The 24764-nt window shown below is 53.4% G+C and carries 26 protein-coding genes; 11 read left to right on the top strand and 15 right to left on the bottom strand.

Annotated features, from left to right (window positions below):
• Positions 1–69 precede the first annotated feature (69 nt).
• A complete protein-coding gene (gene mscL / locus V7Z75_RS06225; RefSeq protein ID WP_334107753.1) occupies positions 70–489 on the bottom strand; it encodes a large conductance mechanosensitive channel protein MscL in 420 nt (139 codons plus the stop codon).
• Positions 490–602: 113 nt separating this feature from the next.
• On the opposite strand from mscL, the gene lnt reads away from it, so the two are divergent.
• The 8 genes from lnt to hmpA all read left to right on the top strand — a co-directional run bounded on the left by lnt (position 603) and on the right by hmpA (position 9030).
• Positions 603–2096: an apolipoprotein N-acyltransferase gene (gene lnt, locus V7Z75_RS06230; protein WP_334107754.1), complete on the top strand. Its 1494-nt coding sequence runs from the start codon at positions 603–605 to the stop codon at positions 2094–2096.
• A 95-nt stretch (positions 2097–2191) separates the two neighbouring features.
• Positions 2192–3130, top strand: coding sequence for a glycine--tRNA ligase subunit alpha (gene glyQ, locus V7Z75_RS06235; RefSeq protein ID WP_334107755.1), 939 nt, complete (start codon positions 2192–2194; stop codon positions 3128–3130).
• Complete coding sequence (gene glyS / locus V7Z75_RS06240) at positions 3127–5241, top strand: glycine--tRNA ligase subunit beta (RefSeq protein ID WP_334107756.1); 2115 nt, start codon at positions 3127–3129, stop codon at positions 5239–5241. Before glyQ ends, glyS begins: the two co-directional genes overlap by 4 nt.
• Before the next feature lie 28 nt (positions 5242–5269).
• Positions 5270–5812 (top strand): D-glycero-beta-D-manno-heptose 1,7-bisphosphate 7-phosphatase, encoded by a 543-nt coding sequence (gmhB, locus tag V7Z75_RS06245; protein ID WP_334107757.1) that lies wholly within the window; start codon positions 5270–5272, stop codon positions 5810–5812.
• 2 nt (positions 5813–5814) lie between these two features.
• A complete protein-coding gene (locus V7Z75_RS06250; protein ID WP_334107758.1) occupies positions 5815–6525 on the top strand; it encodes a lysophospholipid acyltransferase family protein in 711 nt (236 codons plus the stop codon).
• A complete protein-coding gene (locus V7Z75_RS06255) occupies positions 6525–7235 on the top strand; it encodes a M48 family metallopeptidase (protein WP_334107759.1) in 711 nt (236 codons plus the stop codon). Before V7Z75_RS06250 ends, V7Z75_RS06255 begins: the two co-directional genes overlap by 1 nt.
• Before the next feature lie 59 nt (positions 7236–7294).
• The gene (locus V7Z75_RS06260; RefSeq protein ID WP_334107760.1) at positions 7295–7744 is read left to right on the top strand and encodes an RrF2 family transcriptional regulator; all 450 of its coding nucleotides are present in this window, start codon (positions 7295–7297) and stop codon (positions 7742–7744) included.
• Between the two features lie 71 nt (positions 7745–7815).
• Positions 7816–9030: an NO-inducible flavohemoprotein gene (gene hmpA, locus V7Z75_RS06265; RefSeq protein WP_334107761.1), complete on the top strand. Its 1215-nt coding sequence runs from the start codon at positions 7816–7818 to the stop codon at positions 9028–9030.
• An 81-nt stretch (positions 9031–9111) separates the two neighbouring features.
• On the opposite strand, the gene V7Z75_RS06270 is transcribed toward hmpA, so the two are convergent.
• The 12 genes from V7Z75_RS06270 to V7Z75_RS06325 form a co-directional block, all read right to left on the bottom strand.
• The gene (locus V7Z75_RS06270) at positions 9112–9309 is read right to left on the bottom strand and encodes a (2Fe-2S)-binding protein (protein ID WP_334107762.1); all 198 of its coding nucleotides are present in this window, start codon (positions 9307–9309) and stop codon (positions 9112–9114) included.
• 176 nt (positions 9310–9485) lie between these two features.
• Positions 9486–9965 (bottom strand): bacterioferritin, encoded by a 480-nt coding sequence (gene bfr / locus V7Z75_RS06275; RefSeq protein ID WP_334107790.1) that lies wholly within the window; start codon positions 9963–9965, stop codon positions 9486–9488.
• Between the two features lie 13 nt (positions 9966–9978).
• Positions 9979–10464: a bacterioferritin gene (bfr, locus tag V7Z75_RS06280; RefSeq protein WP_334107763.1), complete on the bottom strand. Its 486-nt coding sequence runs from the start codon at positions 10462–10464 to the stop codon at positions 9979–9981.
• A gap of 201 nt (positions 10465–10665) precedes the next feature.
• On the bottom strand, positions 10666–13086 hold the full coding sequence (locus tag V7Z75_RS06285) for a heavy metal translocating P-type ATPase (RefSeq protein WP_334107764.1): 2421 nt from the start codon (positions 13084–13086) through the stop codon (positions 10666–10668).
• On the bottom strand, positions 13079–13876 hold the full coding sequence (locus V7Z75_RS06290) for a FixH family protein (RefSeq protein ID WP_334107765.1): 798 nt from the start codon (positions 13874–13876) through the stop codon (positions 13079–13081). The genes V7Z75_RS06285 and V7Z75_RS06290 overlap by 8 nt, the downstream gene beginning before the upstream one ends.
• A 3-nt stretch (positions 13877–13879) precedes the next feature.
• Positions 13880–15319, bottom strand: coding sequence for a cytochrome c oxidase accessory protein CcoG (gene ccoG, locus V7Z75_RS06295; RefSeq protein WP_334107766.1), 1440 nt, complete (start codon positions 15317–15319; stop codon positions 13880–13882).
• 108 nt (positions 15320–15427) lie between these two features.
• Complete coding sequence (gene ccoP, locus V7Z75_RS06300) at positions 15428–16366, bottom strand: cytochrome-c oxidase, cbb3-type subunit III (RefSeq protein WP_334107767.1); 939 nt, start codon at positions 16364–16366, stop codon at positions 15428–15430.
• 14 nt (positions 16367–16380) lie between these two features.
• Positions 16381–16551 carry a cbb3-type cytochrome c oxidase subunit 3 gene (locus V7Z75_RS06305; RefSeq protein WP_442919884.1) on the bottom strand — a complete coding sequence of 57 codons (171 nt, stop codon included), beginning with the start codon at positions 16549–16551 and terminating at the stop codon, positions 16381–16383.
• A 9-nt stretch (positions 16552–16560) separates the two neighbouring features.
• A complete protein-coding gene (gene ccoO, locus V7Z75_RS06310) occupies positions 16561–17295 on the bottom strand; it encodes a cytochrome-c oxidase, cbb3-type subunit II (protein WP_334107768.1) in 735 nt (244 codons plus the stop codon).
• Positions 17296–17334: 39 nt separating this feature from the next.
• Positions 17335–18792, bottom strand: a complete 1458-nt coding sequence (gene ccoN / locus V7Z75_RS06315; protein WP_334107769.1) for a cytochrome-c oxidase, cbb3-type subunit I — start codon at positions 18790–18792, stop codon at positions 17335–17337.
• 84 nt (positions 18793–18876) lie between these two features.
• Positions 18877–19455 (bottom strand): SCO family protein, encoded by a 579-nt coding sequence (locus V7Z75_RS06320; RefSeq protein ID WP_334107770.1) that lies wholly within the window; start codon positions 19453–19455, stop codon positions 18877–18879.
• 93 nt (positions 19456–19548) lie between these two features.
• Entirely contained in the window at positions 19549–20187 is a 639-nt protein-coding gene (locus V7Z75_RS06325; protein ID WP_334107771.1) for an OmpW/AlkL family protein, read from the bottom strand.
• Between the two features lie 274 nt (positions 20188–20461).
• Between V7Z75_RS06325 and V7Z75_RS06330 the strand changes: the two genes are divergently transcribed.
• Together V7Z75_RS06330 and V7Z75_RS06335 are read left to right on the top strand one after the other, a co-directional pair.
• Complete coding sequence (locus tag V7Z75_RS06330; protein WP_334107772.1) at positions 20462–21382, top strand: branched-chain amino acid transaminase; 921 nt, start codon at positions 20462–20464, stop codon at positions 21380–21382.
• A gap of 21 nt (positions 21383–21403) precedes the next feature.
• The gene (locus V7Z75_RS06335) at positions 21404–21595 is read left to right on the top strand and encodes a zinc-finger domain-containing protein (RefSeq protein WP_334107773.1); all 192 of its coding nucleotides are present in this window, start codon (positions 21404–21406) and stop codon (positions 21593–21595) included.
• A gap of 45 nt (positions 21596–21640) precedes the next feature.
• On the opposite strand, the gene murI is transcribed toward V7Z75_RS06335, so the two are convergent.
• A complete protein-coding gene (murI, locus tag V7Z75_RS06340) occupies positions 21641–22480 on the bottom strand; it encodes a glutamate racemase (protein WP_334107774.1) in 840 nt (279 codons plus the stop codon).
• A gap of 113 nt (positions 22481–22593) precedes the next feature.
• Here murI and V7Z75_RS06345 point away from each other — a divergent pair, with 113 nt between their 5' ends.
• Positions 22594–23154 (top strand): cob(I)yrinic acid a,c-diamide adenosyltransferase, encoded by a 561-nt coding sequence (locus V7Z75_RS06345; protein WP_334107775.1) that lies wholly within the window; start codon positions 22594–22596, stop codon positions 23152–23154.
• 225 nt (positions 23155–23379) lie between these two features.
• Here V7Z75_RS06345 and V7Z75_RS06350 read toward each other — a convergent pair whose 3' ends face one another.
• Entirely contained in the window at positions 23380–24372 is a 993-nt protein-coding gene (locus V7Z75_RS06350; protein WP_334107776.1) for a hypothetical protein, read from the bottom strand.
• Between the last annotated feature and the right edge of the window lie 392 nt (positions 24373–24764).

Here is a 24764-nt window from a genome sequence, read left to right on the forward strand (position 1 = left end):
AATCAGGCTGGGAAAAGAGCATAAAAAAAGCGATGCAATGCATCGCTTTTCATCTCTGGAAAGATCAGTTTATTTCTTGAGCGAATCGCGAATCTCGCGCAACAGCACGATATCCTCTGGAGTCACCGCAGGTGCTTCCGGCTCTTCTGACTTGAGCTTGTTGATGGCGCGAATCAACATGAAAACAGCAAACGCCACGATAGTAAAACTGACAACCGCATTGATGAACAATCCGTAATTCAGCGTCACCGCGCCAGCAGCCTGGGCCGCGGCTACAGAAGCATAAGGAGGAGCAATTTCAGCGCCATCCTTGAGCACGATAAACAGGTTGCTGAAATCAACATTGCCCAGCAACAAGCCGATTGGGGGCATGATCACATCGTCCACCAACGATTTCACAATTGCGCCAAATGCAGCACCAATAATGATACCGACTGCCATATCAACCACATTGCCGCGCATGGCAAATGCCTTGAATTCCTTAAACATATTATCTCCCGTTAAAAAATGGCAACATGCTGACGCATGCCTGATACCGATCACAGCCGCTATAATGCAATAAAGTCCAAATCCCCGTCCAGTTTAATACCCCTGAGGTCCACTTGAAATTCCCACGTTTCGGCTTGCCCCATTTCCTAGCCCTGCTTGCCGGCGCAGGCAGCGTCATTGGTTTTGCGCCATTTTACTGGTATCCGTTCACTATCCTCGGGTTGGCAATCCTAGTTTACCTATGGCACAAATCGGCAAGCCCAACGCAAGCCTGGTGGCTGGGATTTAGCTTTGGTCTGGGCTTGTTCGGCGCAGGCATCTACTGGATTTATATCAGCCTGCATGTATTCGGCGGCATGCCTGCCGCCATGGCTGTACTCGCCACCTTTGCATTGAGCGCCTTTCTCGCGCTGTTCCCCGCCACCGCAGGCTGGGCTGCCCGCAAAACCGGCCATCTCTGGCTGAGCGTGCCTGTCTTTTGGGTGCTAGGGGAATGGGTGCGCGGCTGGATATTCACCGGCTTTCCATGGCTGCTGTCCGGCTATTCGCAAATCCCCGGCAGCCTGCTTGCAGGTTTCGCGCCAGTGCTGGGCATCCATGGCGTGTCGCTGGCCACCGTCACCAGTGCCAGCCTGCTTGCTGCCATTGCCATACATTGGCATCAGCACACCCTTCGCCGCAACAGCCTGATATTACTGACGGTTCTGTGGCTGACAGGAGGCATGCTCAAACTCATCCCTTGGAACACGCCGACAGGTGCGCCTATCCCGGTTGCCTTGCTGCAAGGCAACCTCACCCAGGACCTGAAATGGGAAACGCAGACATTACGTGAAACCTTGCAACGCTACCTGGATATGTCCCTGAGCACCCAGGCCAAGCTCGTCATCCTGCCCGAAACGGCATTTCCGCTCCTTGTCAGCCAGATACCAGCCGAATACCTGCAACAATTGGCCGACCATGCCCGCGAGCACGGTAGCGATATCCTGATCGGCGCAGTCGAAGAGGAACAATCCGAGGCAGAGCCAGCCAGGTACTACAACAGCATGATCAGCCTGGGCACCTCGCCCAGCCAGAGTTACCGCAAAACCCATCTGGTGCCGTTCGGCGAATTCATTCCGTTGAAACAAGTATTTGGCTGGGTTTATGAAAACTGGCTGAACATTCCACTGACCGACCTTGCGCGCGGCGGATTCCAGCAACGCCCAATGCAGATTGCCGGACAAGCCGTCGCCATCAATATCTGCTACGAGGACGTGTTTGGCGAGGAAATCATCCTGCAACTGCCAGACGCCACACTGCTGGTAAATACCAGCAACGATGCCTGGTACGGCGAATCCACTGCCGCCTACCAGCATTTACAGATCGCCCAGGCACGTTCGCTGGAAACCGGCCGCATGATGCTGCGCTCCACCAATACAGGCGCCACTGCCATCATTCGCCCGGACGGTACCCTGGCGGCCCATGCGCCGCATTTCCAGACCACTATCCTCGAAGGCGAAGCCCAAGGTTACCAGGGCTCAACACCTTATGTGCGTTGGGGCAATTGGCCAGTGCTGTTGCTGCTGTTTGGCGCGCTTGGCCTTTTGTGGTGGCGTAAAAAGAAGTAAAATCAAGCTCTTTTGCACAAGCCCGCTGCATGCTGCATCCAGGCGCTCCATGCAGCATCCGGGCAACCATCCAATTCAGAAGAATCAATATAATCATGCTGACTTTTCAACAGATCATTCTGACCCTGCAGCAATATTGGGACAAGCAAGGCTGCGCGCTGCTGCAGCCTTACGACATGGAGGTCGGCGCAGGCACCTCGCACACCGCCACCTTCCTGCGCGCGCTCGGCCCCGAGCCCTGGAAGGCCGCCTACGTGCAGCCCAGCCGCCGCCCCAAGGACGGCCGCTACGGCGAGAACCCCAACCGCCTGCAGCACTACTACCAATTCCAGGTCGTGCTCAAGCCGGCACCCGACAATATCCTGGAACTCTACCTGGGCTCGCTGGAAGCCCTAGGCTTTGATCTGAAGAAAAACGATATCCGCTTCGTCGAGGACGACTGGGAAAACCCGACGCTGGGCGCCTGGGGCCTGGGCTGGGAAGTCTGGCTCAACGGCATGGAAGTCACGCAGTTCACCTATTTCCAGCAGGTGGGCGGCATCAACTGCCGCCCGATCACCGGCGAAATCACCTATGGCCTGGAACGCCTGGCGATGTATCTGCAAGGTGTGGAAAACGTCTACGATCTCGTCTACTCCAAGGGCATCAACGACGCGCCTGACCTCAAGTACGGCGACGTCTTCCACCAGAACGAGGTGGAGCAATCCACCTACAACTTCGAACACAGCGACGCCGATTTCCTCTTTACCGCCTTCAACGCCCATGAAAAAAAGGCGCAGGAACTCATGGAGCACAAGCTCGCCCTACCCGCCTACGAGCAAGTGCTCAAGGCCGCGCATACCTTCAACCTGCTCGACGCGCGCGGCGCGATTTCCGTCACCGAGCGCGCCGCCTATATCGGCCGTATCCGAAACTTGGCGCGTGCCGTGGCTGCAAGCTATCTCGATAGCCGCGCGCGTCTCGGCTTCCCGATGGCACCCAAGGCTTGGGCGGATGAAGTATTGGCAGAACTGGCAAAGAAAGCAGCAGCATGAGCAACCTACTCGTAGAATTATTCGTCGAAGAACTGCCGCCCAAGGCATTGAACAAGCTCGGCCAGGCGTTTTCCCAATTCCTGCTCGACGGGCTGAAGGCGCAAGGCCTCACCGCCGCAGACTCCAGCGTCACTTCTTACGCCTCGCCGCGCCGCCTGGCCGCGCACATCACCAATGTAGCCGCCAAGGCCGATGACAAGGCCGTCGCGCAGAAGCTCATGCCGGTTAGCGTAGGCCTGGATGCAGACGGCAACGCAACACCCGCCTTGCTGAAAAAACTGGCGGCGCTAGGCGTCGATGCCAGTGCCGATACCAGCGTAGTCGGCCAGCTCAAGCGCGAACATGACGGCAAGGCGGAAGTGCTGTTCCTCGACCTCACCGTCGCAGGAGCAACGCTGGCGGAAGGCTTGCAGAAAGCGCTGGATGAAGCCATCGCCAAGCTGCCCATTCCCAAGGTCATGACCTACCAGTTGCAGGACGGCTGGAGCAACGTCAACTTTGTGCGCCCCGCGCACGGCCTGGTCGCGCTGCATGGCAGCGAGGTTATCGCAATCAATACCTTAGGCTTAGTGGCTGGCAACCAGACACAAGGCCATCGCTTCGAGGCCACGCATAACCCTATCGTGCTGCGCAATGCCGACAGCTATGCCGAACAATTGCAGCAAGACGGCGCGGTAATTCCCGGCTTCAAGGAACGCCGCGACGAGATTGCGCGCCAACTGGAAGCTGCCGCCAGCAAACTCAAGCTGCGCCCGATCGAGGACGAGGCCTTGCTGGACGAAGTCACCGCCTTGGTCGAGCGCCCTAATGTGCTGGTCGGGCAATTTGAGCAGGAGTTTCTTGCCGTGCCGCAGGAATGCCTGATCCTGACCATGAAGGCCAACCAGAAATATTTCCCATTGCTGGATGCGCAAGGCAAGCTCACCAACCAGTTCCTCATCGTCTCCAACATCAGCCCGGCAGACCCCAGCGCCGTGATCGGCGGCAACGAGCGCGTGGTGCGCCCGCGCCTCGCGGATGCCAAGTTTTTCTTTGAGCAGGATCGCAAGAAAACCCTGGAATCGCGCATTCCGTCGCTGGCGAAAGTGGTCTACCACAACAAGCTCGGCTCGCAGGGTGAGCGTATCGCCCGCGTCAGCGCCATCGCCACCCTGATCGCCACGGCATTGCAGGATGAGAAACTCGCCGCGCAATCGGCACAGGCCGCACAACTGGCCAAGGCCGACCTGGTCACCGACATGGTCGGGGAGTTTCCCGAACTACAAGGCATCATGGGACGCTACTATGCGCAGCACGAGGGACTGAGCAACAACATCGCCTATGCCATCGAGGACCACTACCGCCCGCGCTTCGCTGGCGATGAGCTGCCGCGCAACCGCGTCGGCCTGGTCGTGGCGCTGGCCGACAAGCTGGAAACGCTGACTGGCATGTTCAGCATTGGCGAGAAGCCGACCGGCGAAAAAGATCCGTTCGCGCTGCGCCGCCATGCCATCGGCATCTTGCGCATCCTGAATGACGGCAGCATCAATCTTGGGCTGGATACCTTGCTGCAACAGGCATTGTCAGTGTTCCATCATGCATTCGACAAAACAGCCGCCCTACAAGCGCTGGAAGAATTCATTTTCGATCGCCTCGCCAGCAACCTGCGTGAAAATGGATACAGCGCGCAGGAAGTGGACGCGGTACTCGTATTGAAGCCGCAATTGATAGGCGACATCCTGCAACGCCTGGCCGCAGTGCGTGCATTTGCCGCCCTGCCCGAGGCACCCAGCCTGGCCGCCGCCAACAAGCGCGTGGGTAATATCCTCAAGAAGTCCGAAAGCGCGATTGAAACCAGCATTAACCCTGCCCTGTTGCAGGAAGAGGCAGAAAAAGCGCTGGCCCAGGCATTGTCAGAGGTGCAGCCCCAGGCGCAGCAGGCTTTTGCCAACGGCGATTACACTGCCTCGCTCAAGGCCCTGGCTGCACTCAAGGCACCAGTGGATGCTTTTTTCGACGGTGTCATGGTCAATGCCGATGATCCGGCCCTGAAATCCAATCGTCTGGCTTTGCTGGCGACGCTGCATCAAGCCATGAACCAGGTAGCCGATTTATCCAGGCTCGCGGCATAATATCCTGAACACTCGCGCAGGAGCAGCCATGAAGCTCGTCATCCTTGACCGTGATGGAGTCATCAATCACGACAGTGCCCAGTTCATCAAAAGCCCGGATGAGTGGAAGCCTATCGTAGGCAGCCTGGAAGCCATCGCTCTGCTCAATCAGAATGGCTACCGGATTGCGCTGGCGACCAACCAGTCAGGTATCGGGCGCGGCCTGTTCGACATGGCAACGCTGAACGCGATTCACGACAAGATGCACAAGGCCCTGGCCCAGGTTGGCGGACGCATTGATGCACTGTTCTATTGCCCGCATGCCGCGGAGGCAAATTGTATCTGCCGCAAACCCAAGCCGGGCATGATAGAGGAAATCAGCAAGCGTTTCGGCATGGACCTCAAGGGTGTTCCCAGCGTAGGCGACTCCCTGCGGGACTTGCAAGCCAGTGACAGGCTAGGCACCCAGACTATCCTGGTACGCACCGGCAAGGGCGAACAAACCCTGGCTGCGGGCAATCTTCCTGACAATACCTGGGTGTGCAGCGACCTTGCCGATGCCGCGCACCGCATCATCACAGAACTCGGTTAGCCATGATCTATATCCGTTCCTTTCTTTATATGCTGGGCATGTGGTTGTTCACACCCATTTTCACCACGCTTGCCCTGTTCACCTTCCCACTGCCTCGCAGAACGCGCTATATCCTGATCACCGGCTGGGCTCGCAGCATGCTCTGGTGGCTGAGAGTCACCTGTGGCCTGCGTTACCGCGTATTGGGGCGTGAAAATATTCCGACGCAGCCCTGCGTCATCTTATGCAAGCACCAATCCGCCTGGGAAACATTGGCTTTGCAGCAGATATTTCCACCCCAGGTATGGGTACTGAAACGCGAATTGCTGTTTATTCCCTTCTTTGGCTGGGGGTTAGCCATGGCTTCGCCCATCGCCATCAATCGCGCCGCAGGCCGGGAAGCGCTCAAGCAACTTGTCGCCAAGGGCAAGGAACGCCTGAAGCAAGGCTTTTTCGTGGTGATTTTCCCTGAAGGTACCCGCGTCGCGCCTGGCACCACGGGCAAATACCATATCGGTGGCGCATGGCTGGCTGCACAGACCAAGACCCCTGTCGTGCCTGTTGCCCACAATGCGGGGGAATACTGGGGCAAGAATTCTTTTCTCAAGCGCCCGGGCACCATCACCCTGAGCATAGGCAAGCCTATCGACACCAATGGCATCAAAGCGGATGAACTCAACCAGCGCGTTGAGGCCTGGATAGAAAAAGAAATGCTGCTGCTGGACCGCAAATAATGCAACACATGCTGGCCCTGCCCGGCGGCGAGCAGATTCCCTATCAACTTATCCGCCGCGCCAGGCGCACGATAGGAATGAAGATCACCTCGGATGGTTTAGTAGTGCACGCGCCACTCCGCCTGCGCCATGCCGAGCTGGAAACCCTGCTGTGCAGCAAAGCTGCCTGGATCACCAGCAAACTCAAATCCAGGCAAGCCACAGCTCTGCCTGTATTTACATGGCATGATGGTGCGGAGTTGCAACTGCTGGGGCAACCATTGACCTTGAGAATCACCCAGGCTGCGCGCAACAGCAACCCCAAGCGGGAGGGCAGCGAGTTACGGCTGGCTACCAGCAATATCGACGACCATGCGCAAATTGCCCGCAAAGTGCTGCTTTGGTTGCAGAAGGAAGCCAGGACGGATTTTGCCAAGCGCCTGGCAATTCTGGCCGCAAAACTGGGCGAAGCCATGCCCGCGCTTTTTCTTTCCAATGCCAGGACACGCTGGGGAAGCTGCAACTCCAGGCGGGAAATCCGCCTCAACTGGCGTTTGATTCAAGCACATCCAGCGCTAATCAATTACGTGATTGCACATGAACTGGCGCATTTGCGCGAAATGAACCATTCAGCAAGATTCTGGGCAGTAGTCGCCAGCATTTACCCTGACTATCGCCAGGCGGAGCAATTATTAAAATCCTGTTCACAGCAACTGTATCGCCTGGGTTGAGATATAGCCATCCACCCCTATTGTTGCATCTGTAAATAAACAATACTATACTGGCCTACATGCAACTCACTAAATTCACTGATCTCGGCCTGCGCGTTTTGATGTACGTCTCGCAACATGAGCGCAACAAGCCAATTACTATCAGTGAGATTGCCACGCAATTCAATATTCCACGCAATCACTTGATCAAGGTCGTGACCTTCCTCAACAAGACTAGCTGGATCCAGACCACGCGCGGCCCCAATGGCGGCCTGCGCTTGGGTATAGACCCAGCCTCCCTGCGTCTTGGACATGCGATTCGCGTCCTGGAAGGAAGCACTGCCCTGGTCAATTGTCAGGAGCCGCCTTGTCCATTACATGGCTTCTGCGGTTTACGCCATGCATTGGACCAAGGCTTGAACAGCTTTTATGAATTCATGGATTCCTACAGCCTGCAGGATGTCATCAGCAGCCCTACTGCCAATGTCATCATCCGGTTGCAGCGCAATCACCTAGCAGAGCTGCATTAATCATCCGGCATGAAATTCTGATGTTTTTCATGCATTAATTGTTTCATTTTATATACAACAAAGGAGCCAGTATGCTTTCCGCCGCCGCACGTCCTTATATCGATGCCAGCGTTCCAGTATTACGCGAACATGGGCTGTCCATTACCCAAGCCTTCTACAACAACATGCTGGGCACGCACCCTCATCTCACCAACCTGTTCAACATGGGTAACCAGGCCAATGGCTCGCAACAGCAATCCCTGGCTTCCGCCGTATTCGCCTATGCCGCCAATATCGACAATGCCGATGCCCTGGGTCCGGTCGTCAAGCGCATCGTCCACAAGCATGCCGCGGTAGGGATCAAGCCTGAGCATTATCCGATTGTGGGTGAACACCTGCTGGGCGCCATCAAGGAAGTGCTGGGCGATGCTGCCAGCGAAGAATTGCTGAATGCCTGGGGAGAAGCTTACTGGCAACTGGCCAATCTGTTGATCGAGGAAGAAAAAAACCTGTATTCCAACACGCCGACCACACCAGGTGCCCTGACTCCGCTCAAGGTAGTGCGCAAAGTCAAGGAATCCGAGTACATCACCTCCTTCTACCTGCAGCACCCCAACGGTGACAAGCCGGGTGATTTCCTGCCTGGGCAATATATCAGTGTGGATATGCAATTCAACGGTGGCCGCAACCGCCAGATCAGGCAATACAGCCTCTCCGATTCCGTTGTCGCTCCGTGGTGGCGCATTTCCGTCAAGCGCGAGATTGAAGACGGCGAAAAGCCTCGTGGCCGCCTGTCCAACTGGCTGCATGACGATATCAATGTCGACGATATCCTGCAGGTCACGCCTGCCTTTGGTGATTTCGCCCTTGATCCCATCGTCAGCGATAAACCGCTAGTGCTGCTTTCCGGCGGTGTCGGCATCACGCCTATCATCTCCATGCTCAACTCCGTGCGTGATCTAGCGCCGCAACGCCCGGTATACCTGGCCCATGCCGCACGTTACCCTTCCTGGCAAAGCCACCGCCTGGATCTGCAAGAAGCCATCAGCCGTATGCCGAATCTGAAGACCATGTTCTTCTACGAAGCCCTGACAGAAGGCGCCCTGCACAATCTGGGCGAAACGCACCAAGGTCTGATGGAAATCAAGCTGCTCTGGCCGGAAATATTGCAGGGCGCGGATATCTACATGTGCGGCCCACAAGGCTTCATGCAGTCGCAAAGAGAGCAGTTATTGCAGGCTGGCGTACCCGCAGAGCGCATTCATCGTGAAGTGTTCGGCCCTGACTTACTGGACCATCTGCTATAAGAGAAAAATAAACCGAGAAGAGAAATAATTGACTAACGGCACCCCGGTCGGGCAACCCGCTCACCGGGGATTTTTTTGAATTCAGGCAAAACTGATCGGCATGGCGCCGTTGTTTTCCTGGTGCGCTTCGCGTAAACATTGACGGGCGCAACTGGCGCACTGGCCACACTCCATGCCAACCCCCAGCTCACGCCGTAAATCCTTGAGGCTGCTTGCACCAGCACGCGCAGCCTGGAGAATCTGGCGATCAGTGACAGCCCTGCAAACACAAACGTACATTCAAGCAACCCAGCACTTTCTTGAGTCAAGACGAAAGCAAGTTAAATGGTTAAGTTACAAAACAAACGATAACTATTATTATTTCTAAAACATTTGCTGTCAAGACTTCATAATCAAAAAGCCCCACATGGTGTTCCATGTGGGGCTTTTTGATTATTTCAAGCTGAGTCGGAAGATTAGTCCGCAGTTTCCATATGCGCTTGCAGGTAGTTAGGCAAGGTCACATCTGTAATCAGGCTCTGCTGGGTTTCCAGCCAATCAATTGCATCTTCGCTCTTTTCCAGCAATTCTGTCAGCAGGTCGCGGCTAACATAATCCTGCAGTTCCTCGCACAGGGCAATAGCTTCAACCAACAACGGGCGGTGGATTTCTCTTTCATACTTGAGATCACCTTGCAGGCACTCCACCACGTTTTCGCCAATCAGCAGCTTGCCCAGGTTCTGCAGGTTGGGCAGCCCATCCAGGAACAGGATACGCTCGATCAACTCATCCGCCTCTTTCATCACGCGGATGGATTGCTTGTACTGGTAATCGTTGAGCTTTTCCAATCCCCAGTTGCGAAACATGCGGGCATGCAGGAAATACTGGTTGATTGAGGTCAGTTCATTCTTCAACACCTTGTTCAGGGCGTCGATAATCTTCTTGTCGCCTTTCATCATCTTCTCCTTTTCAAGCCGCAGCGTCAGACTTCATCTGGCTTTGCAGGTAGTTTTGCAGGCCAATCATCTCAATCAGGCGCAATTGCTGCTCAATCCAGTAAGCATGGTCCATTTCCGTATCATCCAGTTGCACCAGCAACATATCGCGGCTGACATAATCACCTGCTTTCTCGCATTGGGCCATAGCCGCCTTGAGGTCTTTGACCACCTTGTATTCCAGCGCCAGATCCGACTTCAGCATTTCAGGCACGGTCTTGCCGGGCGTCAAGGCATGGCGCTTCTCCAGATCGGGCTTGCCTTCCAGGAACAGGATGCGCTGAATGATCGCCTTCGCATGCTGTCGCTCATGGTCGGATTCATGCAGGGTTTTCTGCGCCAGGCTGCCCAAACCAAAATCCGCATACATTTCACCATGCAACAGGTATTGGTCGATAGCCGTCAGCTCGCCAGCCAGCAAGTCATTCAGGATATCGACGATTTTCTTGTCGCCTTTCATAGCGCCTCCTCAGAATTTGATTCAATGATCAGCATGATACTGAAACCCAGAGGAAATTGATAGTTAAATTTTAATTTAACTTATTGATTTTTAATGATTTTATAAAGAAAAATGCCAACAAGAATCATTCTTCGTTCCACACAGGAACGTGTCTTGATCGCGAACAGTCAAAGAATAAAAAAGAGAATGCAAGCACGCCTGCTAGCGCAGACGCAGCGCATTCAGCAGAACGATCAGGGAACTCACTGACATGCCGATAGCCGCCATCCATGGCGCGATCAACCCTGCAGCGGCAAAAGGCAGCGCCAGAGCGTTATAGATCAGCGCCCAGGCGAAATTCTGACGTACCACGCTCACCGTGAAGCGCCCGGTGGTCAGGGCATGGTCTATTTCCTGCAGGTTTTCCCCCAGCAGGACGATATCCCCGGAAGCGCGCGCCATTTGCGTGCCATTGCCCATGGCAAACGATACCTGAGCGCCTGCCAGCACCGGCGCATCATTAATGCCATCGCCAATCATCGCAACTACTTCCCCGCGCTGCTGCATCTCCCGCAAGGCAGCCAGCTTGCCTTCCGGTGTCAGACCTGCCTGCCAATCCGTAATCCCCGCCACCTCAGCAAAATGCTGCACGCTGGAGGCCGTGTCACCGCTTAATATGGAGACAGCTATCCTGCGCGCCCTGAGATTAGCGATCAGTTCCCCGACCCCTGGTCGCATGATATCCGCCAGTACAAACGCGGCTATCACCTCATGGGTATTGCTCAGCCAGACCACACTGGCGCCCGGCTCCATCGCTGTCATTGTGGGATAGCCCACTCCCGGATTGAGTGCGGCATTGCCAATAAAATACTGCTGTCCATCGATTTCGCCACCAATCCCCTTGCCGGGCTGATTGCTGGCCGACAGCACTGGCAATCGTTCACCCAATGGCACCATATCGATAAAGCTACGGGCCAGCGGATGTTCCGACGCCTGCTCCAGGCTGGCAGCAATACGCAGCACATGATCTGCCGCATAGCCATGAAAAGGAATAGTAGACGTAATACGCGGCCGCCCCACGGTCAGGGTGCCGGTTTTGTCGAATACAACATGCGTGACCTTGGCCAAGGACTCCAGCGCATGTCCACGCGTCAGCAACACGCCGCGCTGCACCAGGTGCGATCCAGCTGCTGCAAATGCCGCAGGCGCCGCCAGAGACAAGGCGCAAGGACAACTTACCACCAGTACCGCCAGAATGATTTCGAAACAACGTTCGGGAGCAATCCACCACCAGACCGCTCCTGTCACCACTACCGCAATCAGCAAAATAGTAGTGAAATACATGGCGACACGGTCGGCCACTCTCGCCAGCCGTGGTTTCTCCGCCTGCGCGCGATCCAGCAGGCGGGCAATGCCTGCAATCACGGTCTGCTCGCCTAAGCCGGTAATTTTGATCTGTAGCGGGCTTTCGTAATTGACACTGCCAGCATAGACATATGCTCCCGGCAGCTTGGCCACCGGATGACTTTCACCAGTCAGCAAGGCTTCATCCACCTGGCTGTTGCCCTGGGTTACGACCCCATCCCCGGAAATAGCTTCACCCGGCTTCACCAGCAGGATGTCGCCCACGTTCAGCTCATGCAGGGCTACCATCTGCGGCTGTTGCTGCGCATCCAGCCGGGTAGCCATGGCAGGAATCAGCCGGTGCAGGTTTTCCGCGGCCTCCACGGATTTCTCGCGAGCCTGGCGCTCAAGATAGCGTGTGGCCAGCAGAAAAAAGATCAGCATGGTCAAGGTATCGTAATAAACAATGCCCTCTCCCTGAAATGTCACCCAGACACTACCAATAAATCCAGTGATCAGCCCGAGGCTGATCGGCACATCCATACCAACCCGGCGATTGACGATACTGCGCCATGCTGCCTGATAGAAAGGCCAGGCCGAATAAATCAGAGCGGGAACAGTCATCACCAGGCTGAACCAGCGCAGCAGTTGTGCCGTGGCCGGTTCCAGCCCTTGTTCAGGCCCGGCATAAAATGCCACGGCCACCATCATGACCTGTCCCGCTGACAGCCCTGCAATCGCCAAGCGGCGGAAATCCTGCCGCCGGTGCTGCTCGCGCACGACTTCTTGCTGCTGGGCGCTGAAAGGGTGGGCGTGGTATCCCAGCTTGCGGATCTCGGCCAGGATCTGGCTCAGGCGGATTTTGTTGTTGTCCCAGCGTACTCGCGCGCGGTTGGAGGAATAATTGACAGAGGCAGAAACCACGCCTTCCAGTTGCTGCAAATGGCGCTCATTGAGCCAAACGCAGGCGGCACAGGTGATACCTTCCAGGATCAGCGCGGCTTCAAGCAGGTCGCCTGCTTCATCATGCACAAAGCTTTTCTGTACTTCCGGGTGGTCATAGAGTTGTAACTGGCGCAATTCTTCCGGCACCAGTTCATCAGCAGTATTGGGAAGTTCGGAACGATGCTGATAGTAATCTTCCAGACCATTTTCAACGATAGACTCGGCAACAGCCTGGCAGCCATGGCAGCACATGCGTCTGCGCTGACCGAGAACGGTAGCATGAAAATCAGTATGGCCTGGAACAGGCAGCCCACAGTGATAGCAAGCTGCCGGACTAAGCGGCGGATTACTCATCGCCGATGAACAGGGATTCCTGCTTGCGGTAACGCTTGTCACCCTGTTTCACGAGGATTTCTGCTACCCAGCGTCCGGAATCCGGCAGGAGCACTTCCGCCACATACTCTCCCGCCATCTGCTCTTGCAACGTGTAAGTCTTGTCATCACGGCTATTTGCCATGCGCCAGAAATTCAGCGTGACTTCAGCTCGGGACACGACATGATCGTTTTCATCGGTAATGCGTGCCACCAGGCGTTGCAGCACACCTGGCTCCAGATCAGCCACGCCTTGTAGCCTGATCTGCCAGCCAAGTGCCTGCTGCTGTTGTATCTGTTCCAGATGCGGTTGGTAACTCTTGTTACGATCATGAGGCATTACTCCCGGAAAAGCAGTATGCACGCGCTGGCTATCGGGGTTGGGTAAAAAGAATGATGTCAGCCTATCAGGCAGTCCACGTCCAGCCACTGATAACAGCACAGCATTGGAAATCACCAGGAAGATAAAAAAACCGATGATGATTTTCGGTCCCCAGTGCAAGGACTGCTTTTTTTGCTTCATGCCGCCGAATACTCCGAGCAAACCTGCATTGGCGAGAAAAATAGCAAAATGGATCGCCAATACATCACCGCCTGCCCAATGCTGGGCGCTATAGACGATATAAAGCAGGAACGGAATAGCCCCGCTCAGCACTGCTGCCCAAAAGTTGGAGAACCTCACCGCGCGTAGCAGAAAATACAACGCGATGGCAAAAATCAACCCGCCAAACAGGGTTTCGGTAATCGTGAGTACAGGAATGAAATTAAACATATCTTATCTACTGCTATTGAAAGGGGCTTTTACTACTATCGGGTCCCCTTCTTCCCCCATGGGAATAATAACAAACGAAAATTCCTTGGTACCTCGCGCCATTTCACTGGCAAGGCTCACCTTGGCATTGATACTCAGACTCTTGCCTGCCCGGACGCGTATTTCCTGGAGATGGCCGATATCCAGTGCATTGGCAGGAATTCCCTGCACCCGCAACTCATAGCGCTGCTCCTGCTCTGTCTTGTTGACGATGTTGATCTGGTAGCGATTGCGCACACTGCCATCAGACAGCGTGACAAACAATGGCTGGCGCACCTGCTGGACATTCGCGTCAGTTCCCTGGCGCGTGCCAATGCTGTAGAACAAGATCATGGTCGCTACCAGCAGCGCAGCAGCATATCCCAGCACTTTGGAGCGCTTCCAATCGACGCGTGGCTTATGCGGCACGGGGCTCGCAATATTCTGCTCGGAATCGTAACGGATCAGGCCTCGCGGAAAACCTACGGAATCCATGATGTTATTGCACGCATCAATGCATAATCCACAGGAAATGCACTGATACTGCAAGCCTTCGCGAATATCAATGCCTGTTGGGCAAACCTGAACGCAAAAACCGCAATCAATACAATCTCCATGCCCGGCCGCCTGACGCTCTTCACGGGTACGCCGCCCTTTAACTGGCGCAATACGCCCTGCCACCCCTTCGCCACGCTTGCTATCATAAGCTACAGCCAAAGTGGTTGCCTCATACATCACTCCCTGAAACCGCGCATAAGGACAAGCCAGCGTGCAGATTTGCTCACGCGCCAGCCCGGCAGCGATATAAGTCGTTACTGTCAATATCACGACAGTGATATACCCTGCTTCAGCGGCATGCCCCGTAAACAGGTTATGCACGAATTCCGGCGCATAAGCAAAATAGCAGGCAAAAGTCACTGCCGTCCAAAACGAGATTATGATCATCAGCGCATGAGAACCACCAACCTTGAGGACTTTTTCAGCGTTCCAGGGCTGTTTCATCAGCTTCAAACGCGCGGGCCGTTCACCTTGAATCAAGTGCTCGATCATGATGAAAAGATCGGTCCACAAAGTCTGAAAGCAGAAATATCCGCACCAGGCCCGGCCTATCAAACCTGTAGTAAAAAATAACAGTGCGGCCGCGATAAAGAGCACCATCGCCAGCCAGAAAATATCCTGGGGATATGCCACCAGATTGAGAATAAAGAAGCGACGCGACTCCAGATCAAATAGCACGGCTTGGCTAGCTCCGCTGCTTCGATTCCACGGCAACCACGGCAGCAGGAAATAAACGGCATAAGCAATCACCATCACTGCTGTCTTGAAGTTACGAAACTTTCCCTTGACCGAGCGCGTCACGATCGGGATTTTCCGGTTTAACAACGGTGGTGGTTTAGTGCTGCTGGCTGAACGGGTTGCTTCCATACCGATGGCAAACGCCACTCTCTAAAAATACAATGTCTCTAGAAATAAAGGCCCACATCGTGTGAGCCTTTAATGTATCACTACCTCTACCAACCAATACAGCGATGATTATTGACCACCACCCAAGCTATCATGCACATAGACAGTCAGGAGCTTGATTTGTTCTGGTTTCAGACGTTCGCCCCAGGCTGGCATTACACCGCGATTCACACCGCCAGCAATCACTCGCCGTACTTCAGCAACCTTATCTTCCTGGCTGGTCTTGCTAGCAACATCAGCCCACAGCCAGATCTTGTCTGTAAGGTTGGCTGAACCCATGGCAATGTTGCCCTTGGCATCAGGGCCATGACAGGTAAAGCATATCCCTGCACCGGCAAACACCGCTTTGCCCGCAGTAGCTTGGGCTGCATCATGTGGCTCGCCTGACAAGCTCAATACATAGTTCGCAAGCTGGGTAAGCTGTTCCTCTTCCAATATCTCTCCGAACGGCGGCATCACACCATGACGACCACCTTCAATCGTCGTATGAATCTGTTCATACGATCCCCCATACTGCCAATGATCATCTGCCAAATTGGGGGCCAGGCCGATCTTGCCTTGGCCGCCAGCCTGGTGACATGGCGCGCAGTTGTCAGAGAATAGCGTCTTGCCTGCAGAGTTCACGAACTGCATCAATTCCGTATCCTTGGAGACATCTTCGAAGGACATGGCAGCCACCTTGTCAAACCATTGCTTCTGCGCCGCCTGCATCTCGTTCATTTCACGCAGAAACTTGGAACGCATGTTCCAGTGCGTGGTCTTTTCTACCTCCTTGCCATCAGCCGTCTTCGCGGTATAGGTGATGGTATGCAGACCCGGAATCCCTGTCGTGAACTTGTCACCGATTGGCCAGGCCGGATAGAGCAGCCAGTAAACCACGGTGAAGATGAAAGTGATATAGAAACCCCATATCCACCATGTTGGCAACGGATTGCTATATTCCTCGATACCGTCCCAATTATGGCCTGTAGTTTTTGGTGCTGTTGTCGTAGCCTTATCCTGACTCATAATGCTTTTCCTAACTAGATTTCGTCATCTTGCAGCGGAATATTCTTGTGGCTCTCCAACCTCTCGCCGCGTTTCTTACTTCCGAAGACATAGAACAGGATGCCGCAGAACACGAGAAAGAAAATCACCAATGACAAAGGCTTGGTATTTTCAAAACGAGTGAACCAAAGCATCCAATCCATCATCTTTACCTCTTAACGGAATTTGACGAAATAATCGTCATCGTATTTCTTGAAATCAACCATGGTGCCCAATACCTGCAAGTAGGCAACCAGCGCATCCATCTCAGTAATGTTACTTGGATCAGTATCATAGTTACCCTGTTGAGCCTGGGCTTCCAGATTCTTCTCGGCGTCAGGAATGTGCAGTTGCTTGGCCACATCTTCACCAAACTCTTCCACATTACGCTGATATTCAGCCTGGCTATTGGAATACGGCACCCCGACAATACGCAAGGCCTTCATGCGATCCTGAATATCGCCATACTTCAGTGCTGTGGTTGCCAGCCATGGATAGTTAGGCATCACTGACTCAGGCACCAGCGAACGTGGTGCAATCAAGTGCTGCGTATGCCAGTCATTGGAATATTTTCCGCCCACACGCGCCAAGTCAGGCCCTGTACGCTTCGAACCCCATTGGAACGGATGATCGTACTTGGACTCAGCCGCCAGCGAGTAATGCCCATACCTCAGGGCCTCGTCACGGAAAGGACGGATCATTTGGGAATGGCAGAGGTAACAGCCTTCGCGGGTATAAATATCACGGCCACGTTGCTCCAGCGGAGTATAAGGCCGCACCCCTTCCACTTTTTCCACTGTTTCCTTGATAAAAAACAGCGGAATGATCTCAACCATCCCCCCAATGCTGATGGCCAGCATCGTGCAAACCAGCAATATGCCTAGGTTACGCTCAACTTTGTCATGCTTCATGAATAACTCCAGTAACTCGTCTTTACAATCAAGCGCCTATCAGGCTGTTGCCACATTGAGGCCTGCATGGGCCTCAACATTGCCTTGTCGGATAGTTTTGTACATGTTGTAGCACATGATGATCATACCGACCAGGAAGAACACCCCACCCAATGCACGCATGGCATAGAACGGGTGCATCTGTGCAACAGACTCAACAAAGGAGTACTGTAGATTGCCGAAGTCATCAAAAGCGCGCCACATCAGACCTTGCATGATGCCGGAGATCCACATCGCGGTGATGTAGAGCAGCACTCCGATGGTTGCAAGCCAGAAATGGACATTGATCAAACGCTGGCTATACATTTGGGTATTCCAGAGACGCGGCACCATATGGTACATGCTGCCGAAGGTAATCATGGCCACCCAGCCCAACGCGCCGGAGTGCACGTGGCCCACAGTCCAATCTGTATAGTGGGACAAGGCATTCACGTCCTTCAGAGACATCATCGGACCTTCAAAAGTGGACATGCCGTAGAAGGACAATGCCACGATCAGGAAGCGGATCACAGGGTCAGTACGCAGCTTATCCCATGCGCCGGACAAGGTCATGATGCCGTTGATCATGCCGCCCCAGGATGGCAGCAACAGCATGATGGAGAACGTGGCAGCCAGGGTTCCGGTCCAGTCAGGCAATGCTGTCCAGTGCAAATGGTGCGCGCCAGCCCACATATAGAGGAATATCAAGGCCCAGAAGTGCAGGATGGACAAGCGATAGGAATACACCGGACGGCCCGCCTGCTTGGGAACGAAGTAGTACATCATGCCAAGGAAAGCCGCGGTCAGGAAGAAACCAACAGCATTGTGACCATACCACCACTGGGTCATGGCATCCTGTGTTCCGGAGAACAAACTGTAGGATTCCAGGGAGAATAATTTCACCGGCACTTGCAGGTTATTGAAGACGTGCAGCAAGGCTGTCGCCAAGATGAATGCAAGATAGAACCAGTTGGCCACATAGATATGCGGCTGCTTGCGCCTCATCAGGGTGCCAACATAGATGGCGAGATAGGATACCCAGACAAACAGGATCAGGAGGTCGATAGGCCAGATCATTTCTGCATATTCACGCGCCTGGGTGTAGCCAAACATATACCCCAGCGCCGCCAAGGCAACCGCTGCCTGCCAGCCCCAGAAAGTAAAGTTGGCCAGCGCTTCGCCGCCAAACAAACGCGCCTGGGAAGTGCGTTGCACAACGTAGTAAGAAGTAGCGAACAGGGCACTGCCGCCGAAACCAAAGATCACACCACTGGTATGCACAGGGCGCAGACGACCGAACGTGATGTATGGATTATCAAAGTTCAGGAACGGAAAGGCCAGTTCTGAAGCGATATATACGCCGACGAACATCCCTATCACACCCCAGATCAAGGTCATAATGGCGAATTTGCGAACAATATCGTAGTTATATTGCTCGCTAGCACCAATACCAGCAGACGCAATGCTTGCCGTTGCCATGGTCCTACTCCTCATCTAATAATTAAAATCTAAAGCAAACCCGGGAATTATATGCCTTATCCCACAACCTGAACAAGAAAAACCCTAAAAAAAGTGGGTAATATCCTCAGCCAGCTGCGCCGGAGTTTCGTCGTGCCGCAAATAAGCCCGCACATACCCTTCCCGATCAAGCACATACACGCCGGCACTGTGGTCAACGGTATAGCCCCCACCTTCAACATATTGTTTTTTATACGCCACACGGTAGTTCTTGGCAACTTGCTGCACTTGTTTTTCCGTTCCATACAAACCGATAAAGCGAGAATCAAAAAACGGTACATACTGTGCCAGCACGTCTTGCGTGTCGCGCCCGGGATCAACTGTCACAAACAGCACTTGCACATCCTGGGCTTTATCTCCCAGCAGTTTCATGGCACCCGCCATGGATAGCAGCATCGTCGGACAAACATCCGGGCAATGCGTATATCCGAATACAACCACTACTACTTTTCCCTTGAAATCACCCAGCTGCCTCTGCCTGCCTTCGTGATCCATCAAGGAGAATTCCCCTTTCAACTTGGATTGGGTGATATCGGTACCATGCAATTGCAGTTCCTGCTGATCTTGCCCGCATGACGCCAGAGCAAAAGCCAAGACCAGCAGAACCAATATCCGTTTCAACACACCGCACTCCACATATTTCTGAAATGTGCCCATTATCGGACACTTCCGGATTACATCAAGCCGACCTGTTGAAGCATTCTGTAAAAATCAGAATTAGAAGCGCTTGCCGAAACCAAAGCCTATTACCCATGGATTGATGTCCAGGCTATCAATTTTCGGACCATTCTTCAGTTTTACATCAGTATCAATCCACAGATATTTGACGTCAGCATTCGCCAGCCAACCATTGCCCAGATTGAAATCAAAACCGGCTTGCAAAGCAGGGCCCCAGCTGTTGCGTTCGACACGAATATCGCCCAGCACGTCATGATGCAGGCTGTTATCCATAAAGCGGGTGTAGTTCACACCAACACCAACGTAAGGATCGAAAGTCCGGTCGGGGCGGAAGTGCCATTGTGCGGTCAGGGTTGGAGGCAACAGGTTTACAGAACCGAGATTCTGATTCAGAGCACCCGCTCCTTTAACATTCACATCATGGCGCGTGCCCAGCGCCAACACCAATTCCAGGGCGATGTTCCTAGTCACATAGTAGGAAATATCCAATTCCGGGATCACCTGATCGCCCACATCCAGCCTAGCGCCAGGAATGCCAGTGTACTTATCCAGCCGGCTATCCTCGTTCGGGCTGACATTCACCGCACGGGCACGAATCACCCAGTCGCCCGCCTCAGCCATCGCTACCAGAGGAACCATCAATGCACATGCCAATACAACACTTTGTTTCAGCTTCATTCTTTGCCTTACCTTTATTATCAAAAAAATCTATACATAATGATCAAAAAATCTATATTAACGATTTTACACACATTACCCATAACTTAAAAGTGGTTAATATCCTATTAAAATACTCAACTAAATTTGTGCTTCTCTCAGAGCCGCCAATTTCAATCTGTTTGGCTAGATCTTCCGGAATAACAACATTTTGAGAAAGCCAGCTATTCAAAATACAAGGCCTTGCGCGTACAATTGATCTTTTTTGACAGCACTTGGTAACGGAGAAACAAAGATGTCGATGGCCGACCGCGATGGTCTGATTTGGTATGACGGAAAAATGGTGCCTTGGCGTGATGCCACTACGCATGTACTGACCCATACATTGCACTATGGCATGGGCGTGTTTGAGGGCGTTCGCGCTTACAAGACAGCCAAGGGTACGGCCATTTTCCGCTTGCAGGAGCATACGGATCGCCTGTTCCGCTCTGCCCATATCCTGGGCATGAAAATGCCGTTCGACAAAGCCACGCTACTGGAAGCGCAAAAAGCCGCTATTCGCGAAAACAATCTCGAATCCGGCTACATGCGCCCGATGGCTTTCTATGGCGCCGAAGCCATGGGCATCTCTGCCAAGACACTCTCCACCCACGTGATTGTCGCCGCCTGGAAATGGGGCGCTTACATGGGCGACGATGCGATCAAGCACGGCATCCGCGTCAAGACATCCTCCTTTGCCCGCCACCATGTCAATATCCACATGTGCAAGGCCAAGGCAAATGGTAATTACATGAACTCCATCCTTGCCCACCAGGAAGCAGCTCATGACGGCTATGACGAAGCGCTATTGCTGGATGTCGACGGCTTTGTAGCCGAAGGTTCCGGTGAAAACATCTTCATCATCCGCAACAACAAGATTTACACCCCTGACCTGACCAGCGCGCTGGAAGGCATCACCCGTGATACGGTAGTACAGCTTGCCACTGAAATGGGTTACCAGATCATTGAGAAGCGCATTACTCGAGACGAGGTTTATTCTGCCGACGAGGCCTTCTTCACGGGCACAGCCGCAGAAGTCACGCCGATTCGCGAGCTGGATAACCGCGCCATTGGCGCTGGCACCCGTGGCCCAATCACCGAAAAACTGCAATCCAAGTATTTCGACGTAGTGCATGGCCGTTCGCCTGAGCATATCGGCTGGCTTACATTGTTATAACCCAGCGCTAGAGGACATTACATGGCAACCGATACCCAGGAAATTGAAGTCACGGCAAAGGATTTACCCTTGCATTGCCCCACTGACGAAGTAGCATTATGGTGCTCGCACCCGCGCGTTTTTCTTGATATTGCTGCCACAGGCCATGTAGCTTGCCCCTATTGCGGAACCAAGTACAGGTTGAAAGCTGGCGAAACTGTCAGCCACCACTAAAATAACAAGGCCGGATTAATCCGGCCTTGTTATTTTTACATCCCTTCAACAACAACGGTGCTCATCAACCTGCTCTACCGTAATACTCCCTTGAAACAAGAGATGTATCAATTGTGCCGCCTCTTTTTCAGGACTATTGGTCCAACATCTCGTGTTGCCTGATAAATGCTGCATATTCAGTAATCCCGCCTCCTGCAAGCGATACTGCAAGTGCCTGGCAACAGCAGCTCCCGTATCAATCAGTACGACCTCTGGACCAGCCAGCTCAGCAATCATCGTTTTCACAAATGGATAATGAGTACACCCCAGCACGATAGTGTCCGCCCCTGATGCCAGCAACGGTTTTACATATCCCGCCACCAACGCACGCGTTGACTCAAACTGCAACTCACCACGCTCTATGCATTCCACCAACCCAACACAAGCCTGGGTAACTACTCGGATATGCCGACCATAATTCTCCAGCAAAGCGGCAAACTGCGCACTTTTCAACGTACCTGTCGTCGCCAACACGCCTACCACCCCGCTGCGCGTTGCCGCTGCTGCGGGCTTAACTGCGGGTTCCATACCAATAATGGGAACATCAAACTCTTGCCGCAAGGTCTTGATCGCCGCCGCCGTTGCAGTATTGCAGGCCACCACAATCGCTTTTGCGCCTTGCAATAACAGGAACCGGCTAATCACGCGGGCACGCTCGACAATATCAGCCTGCGGCCTAACACCATAAGGCGCATGCAGGGAATCCGCAAAATACATCAGGTGTTCAGCAGGTAATCGGGCACGGATATGCCGCAATACGGATAGCCCGCCAACGCCGGAATCAAACACCCCAATCGGCGCCGCAGAAGCAGACTCATTAACAAAACAGTTAGATGCGCTATGCACGATAGACCAAACCAAGAGAATCGAAATAGTTTACCGAAGCATGTGCCTGCAAACCAGCCTTGCACTTGGTTTAAAATGCCGCACTACATTTCAAGCAATGACAAGGACGCAACATGGGACACCGCCTCAGCAAAATATATACGCGCACAGGCGACGATGGCACAACCGGGCTAGGTGATGGCAGCCGGGTGCCTAAAGATAGTCTACGCATAGAGGCCATGGGGTGCGTGGACGAACTCAACGCTCTGCTTGGCTTATTGTTGACAGAAAACCTGCCCAAACAAATCTCGCAACACTTGGTTGAAATACAACACGACCTATTCAACCTAGGAGGTGAACTCTCCATTCCTGGCTACACATTGCTGGATGCAGCCAGAATCAATGAATTGGAAGAATTACTGGATCAATTGAATGCCACCCTATCCCCATTACGCGAATTCATCCTGCCAGGCGGCACCCGCGCAGCCTCGGTTTGCCATCTCGCTCGCACCGTGTGCCGTCGTGCGGAACGCATCCTGATCACCACCGCGCGTGAATATGAAATCCAACAAACCGGGATTGCCTACCTGAACCGCCTTTCCGACCTGTTATTTGTCATGGCGCGCCATCTCAACCAAGTTGCCGGTGTGCAGGATGTGTTGTGGCGGCATGAGAAATCATCAGCAACACCTTAACGGCATTTCCCGGCTTCACACCCCACACCGGTAAAAGTGGCAGCAACTGACTGAAATCTGCACGCGGAGCAGTTATACGCTGCAACCTCATATTTTCGACTACCCCAACAGCGCAAGGCCATTCTGTTGCAAATTCTCACTATGCAATGAGCACGGTATTAATCTACAGGTTCGTAACCAGAATCGCCTTTCCTGTCAGGGCAATTTCATAAAACCAGAGAGCAATCAGGACGACTGTCTGGCAAAGTGCATGGCCGGTTTGTAATAGTTGTCGTACACATATACTGTTGTCGACAGGCCGATCCGGTCAATGATGTAATAATCCATCCATTTCGCGTATTGCTGATTGGGAACCTGGCGGGCGGACAGCTTGAAATTGCGGATGCCAAATGCCTTGAGCCCGTTCACCTCTTCCTGGGTCAAGGTGAAGTTTTTGACCCGCGCCACATTCTTCGGGTCACCCAGTTGTGCAAACCGGTCGGCATGGGCCCGCTGACAGAAACCATTGGATAGCTGCTCCATCAAATCCCAGTCATCCTCCAGACACGCCTTGCTGATCAAGTCATAATGTTCCTGGCGGATATTGCACTCCCGGAAGCAAGTCTCATTCACCAGCACTTCAAGACGTTCTGGCCCAAGCCTGTCCAGCATTTCCGTCAGCACTTTCTCACGATAATTGAGATGAGGCGGCAGCACAAAAACATCGTACAGATCCTCATGCGCATAGTAATACGCAGGTTCCTTATTAAAGTGCGTCAGGGAATGAACGATACGATATTCCGGGAAATGCTTGCGGATATGCTTGGCCAGCACGTGGCTGCCGACAATCACGCCATTTCCCGGCCGGTAGCAATGTTCCAGCATCCAGTTGCAGCGCTCATCGCCCAGATGCTTCTCTTCCAGAAAAAGATTGCTGAACACCAGGTTAAACTGAATCCCGCGGCGGTTGTACTCCTCCACCATCCGCGCAAAACTTTCCTTGGTCTGGCCGCCAATGAAAGCATGCGGCCGCCCACCGGCCCACCTCATTCCCGAATGCTGGTCGTACACGGTAAAGGTAATTCCTTTGACACCCATATCATCCAGCGCGGCCTTCAATCCCGTCACATACTGAAACCCGTTATACGCGCCTCCGATATTCCAGTGCTCATTCCCGGTACTGAGCGCACCGGAAAAAACATCCTCCCGCATGGTGCTGGGCATTTGTTGCTGGTTCATACTGTCACTCCTCCTGATCCATCATTAGAATTGCATGCTTATTGGAAATCACCACCAAACCCATTGATTTATCATGAATTAATGAGCCATCATCCATTAACCATAAATAAATAATGGTTTATTCTATTTCCAGCATGAATTCCGGCAATAGCAAGAAAAAGCAAAACATGGTTGGTAGAGTGGATATGTATCAGCCATCATCTCTCACCCCGGATGACTTACAATTTGGATTTAAGTAACGAAATAACCGCCCGGGTTGTAGCTCCCTCTCTCACCCCGGATGACTTACAATTGGCTGATTCTTCGGTCTGCTTAGACTCGGGTTGTAGCTCCCTCTTGAATCGCCCCCACTTTCCTAGACAGCTCAAGAGCCTCAAACTATGGAAGTTGAG

Origin of the sequence: Methylobacillus sp. (assembly GCF_036844465.1) — a bacterium.
In the GTDB taxonomy this organism is placed as follows: domain Bacteria; phylum Pseudomonadota; class Gammaproteobacteria; order Burkholderiales; family Methylophilaceae; genus Methylobacillus.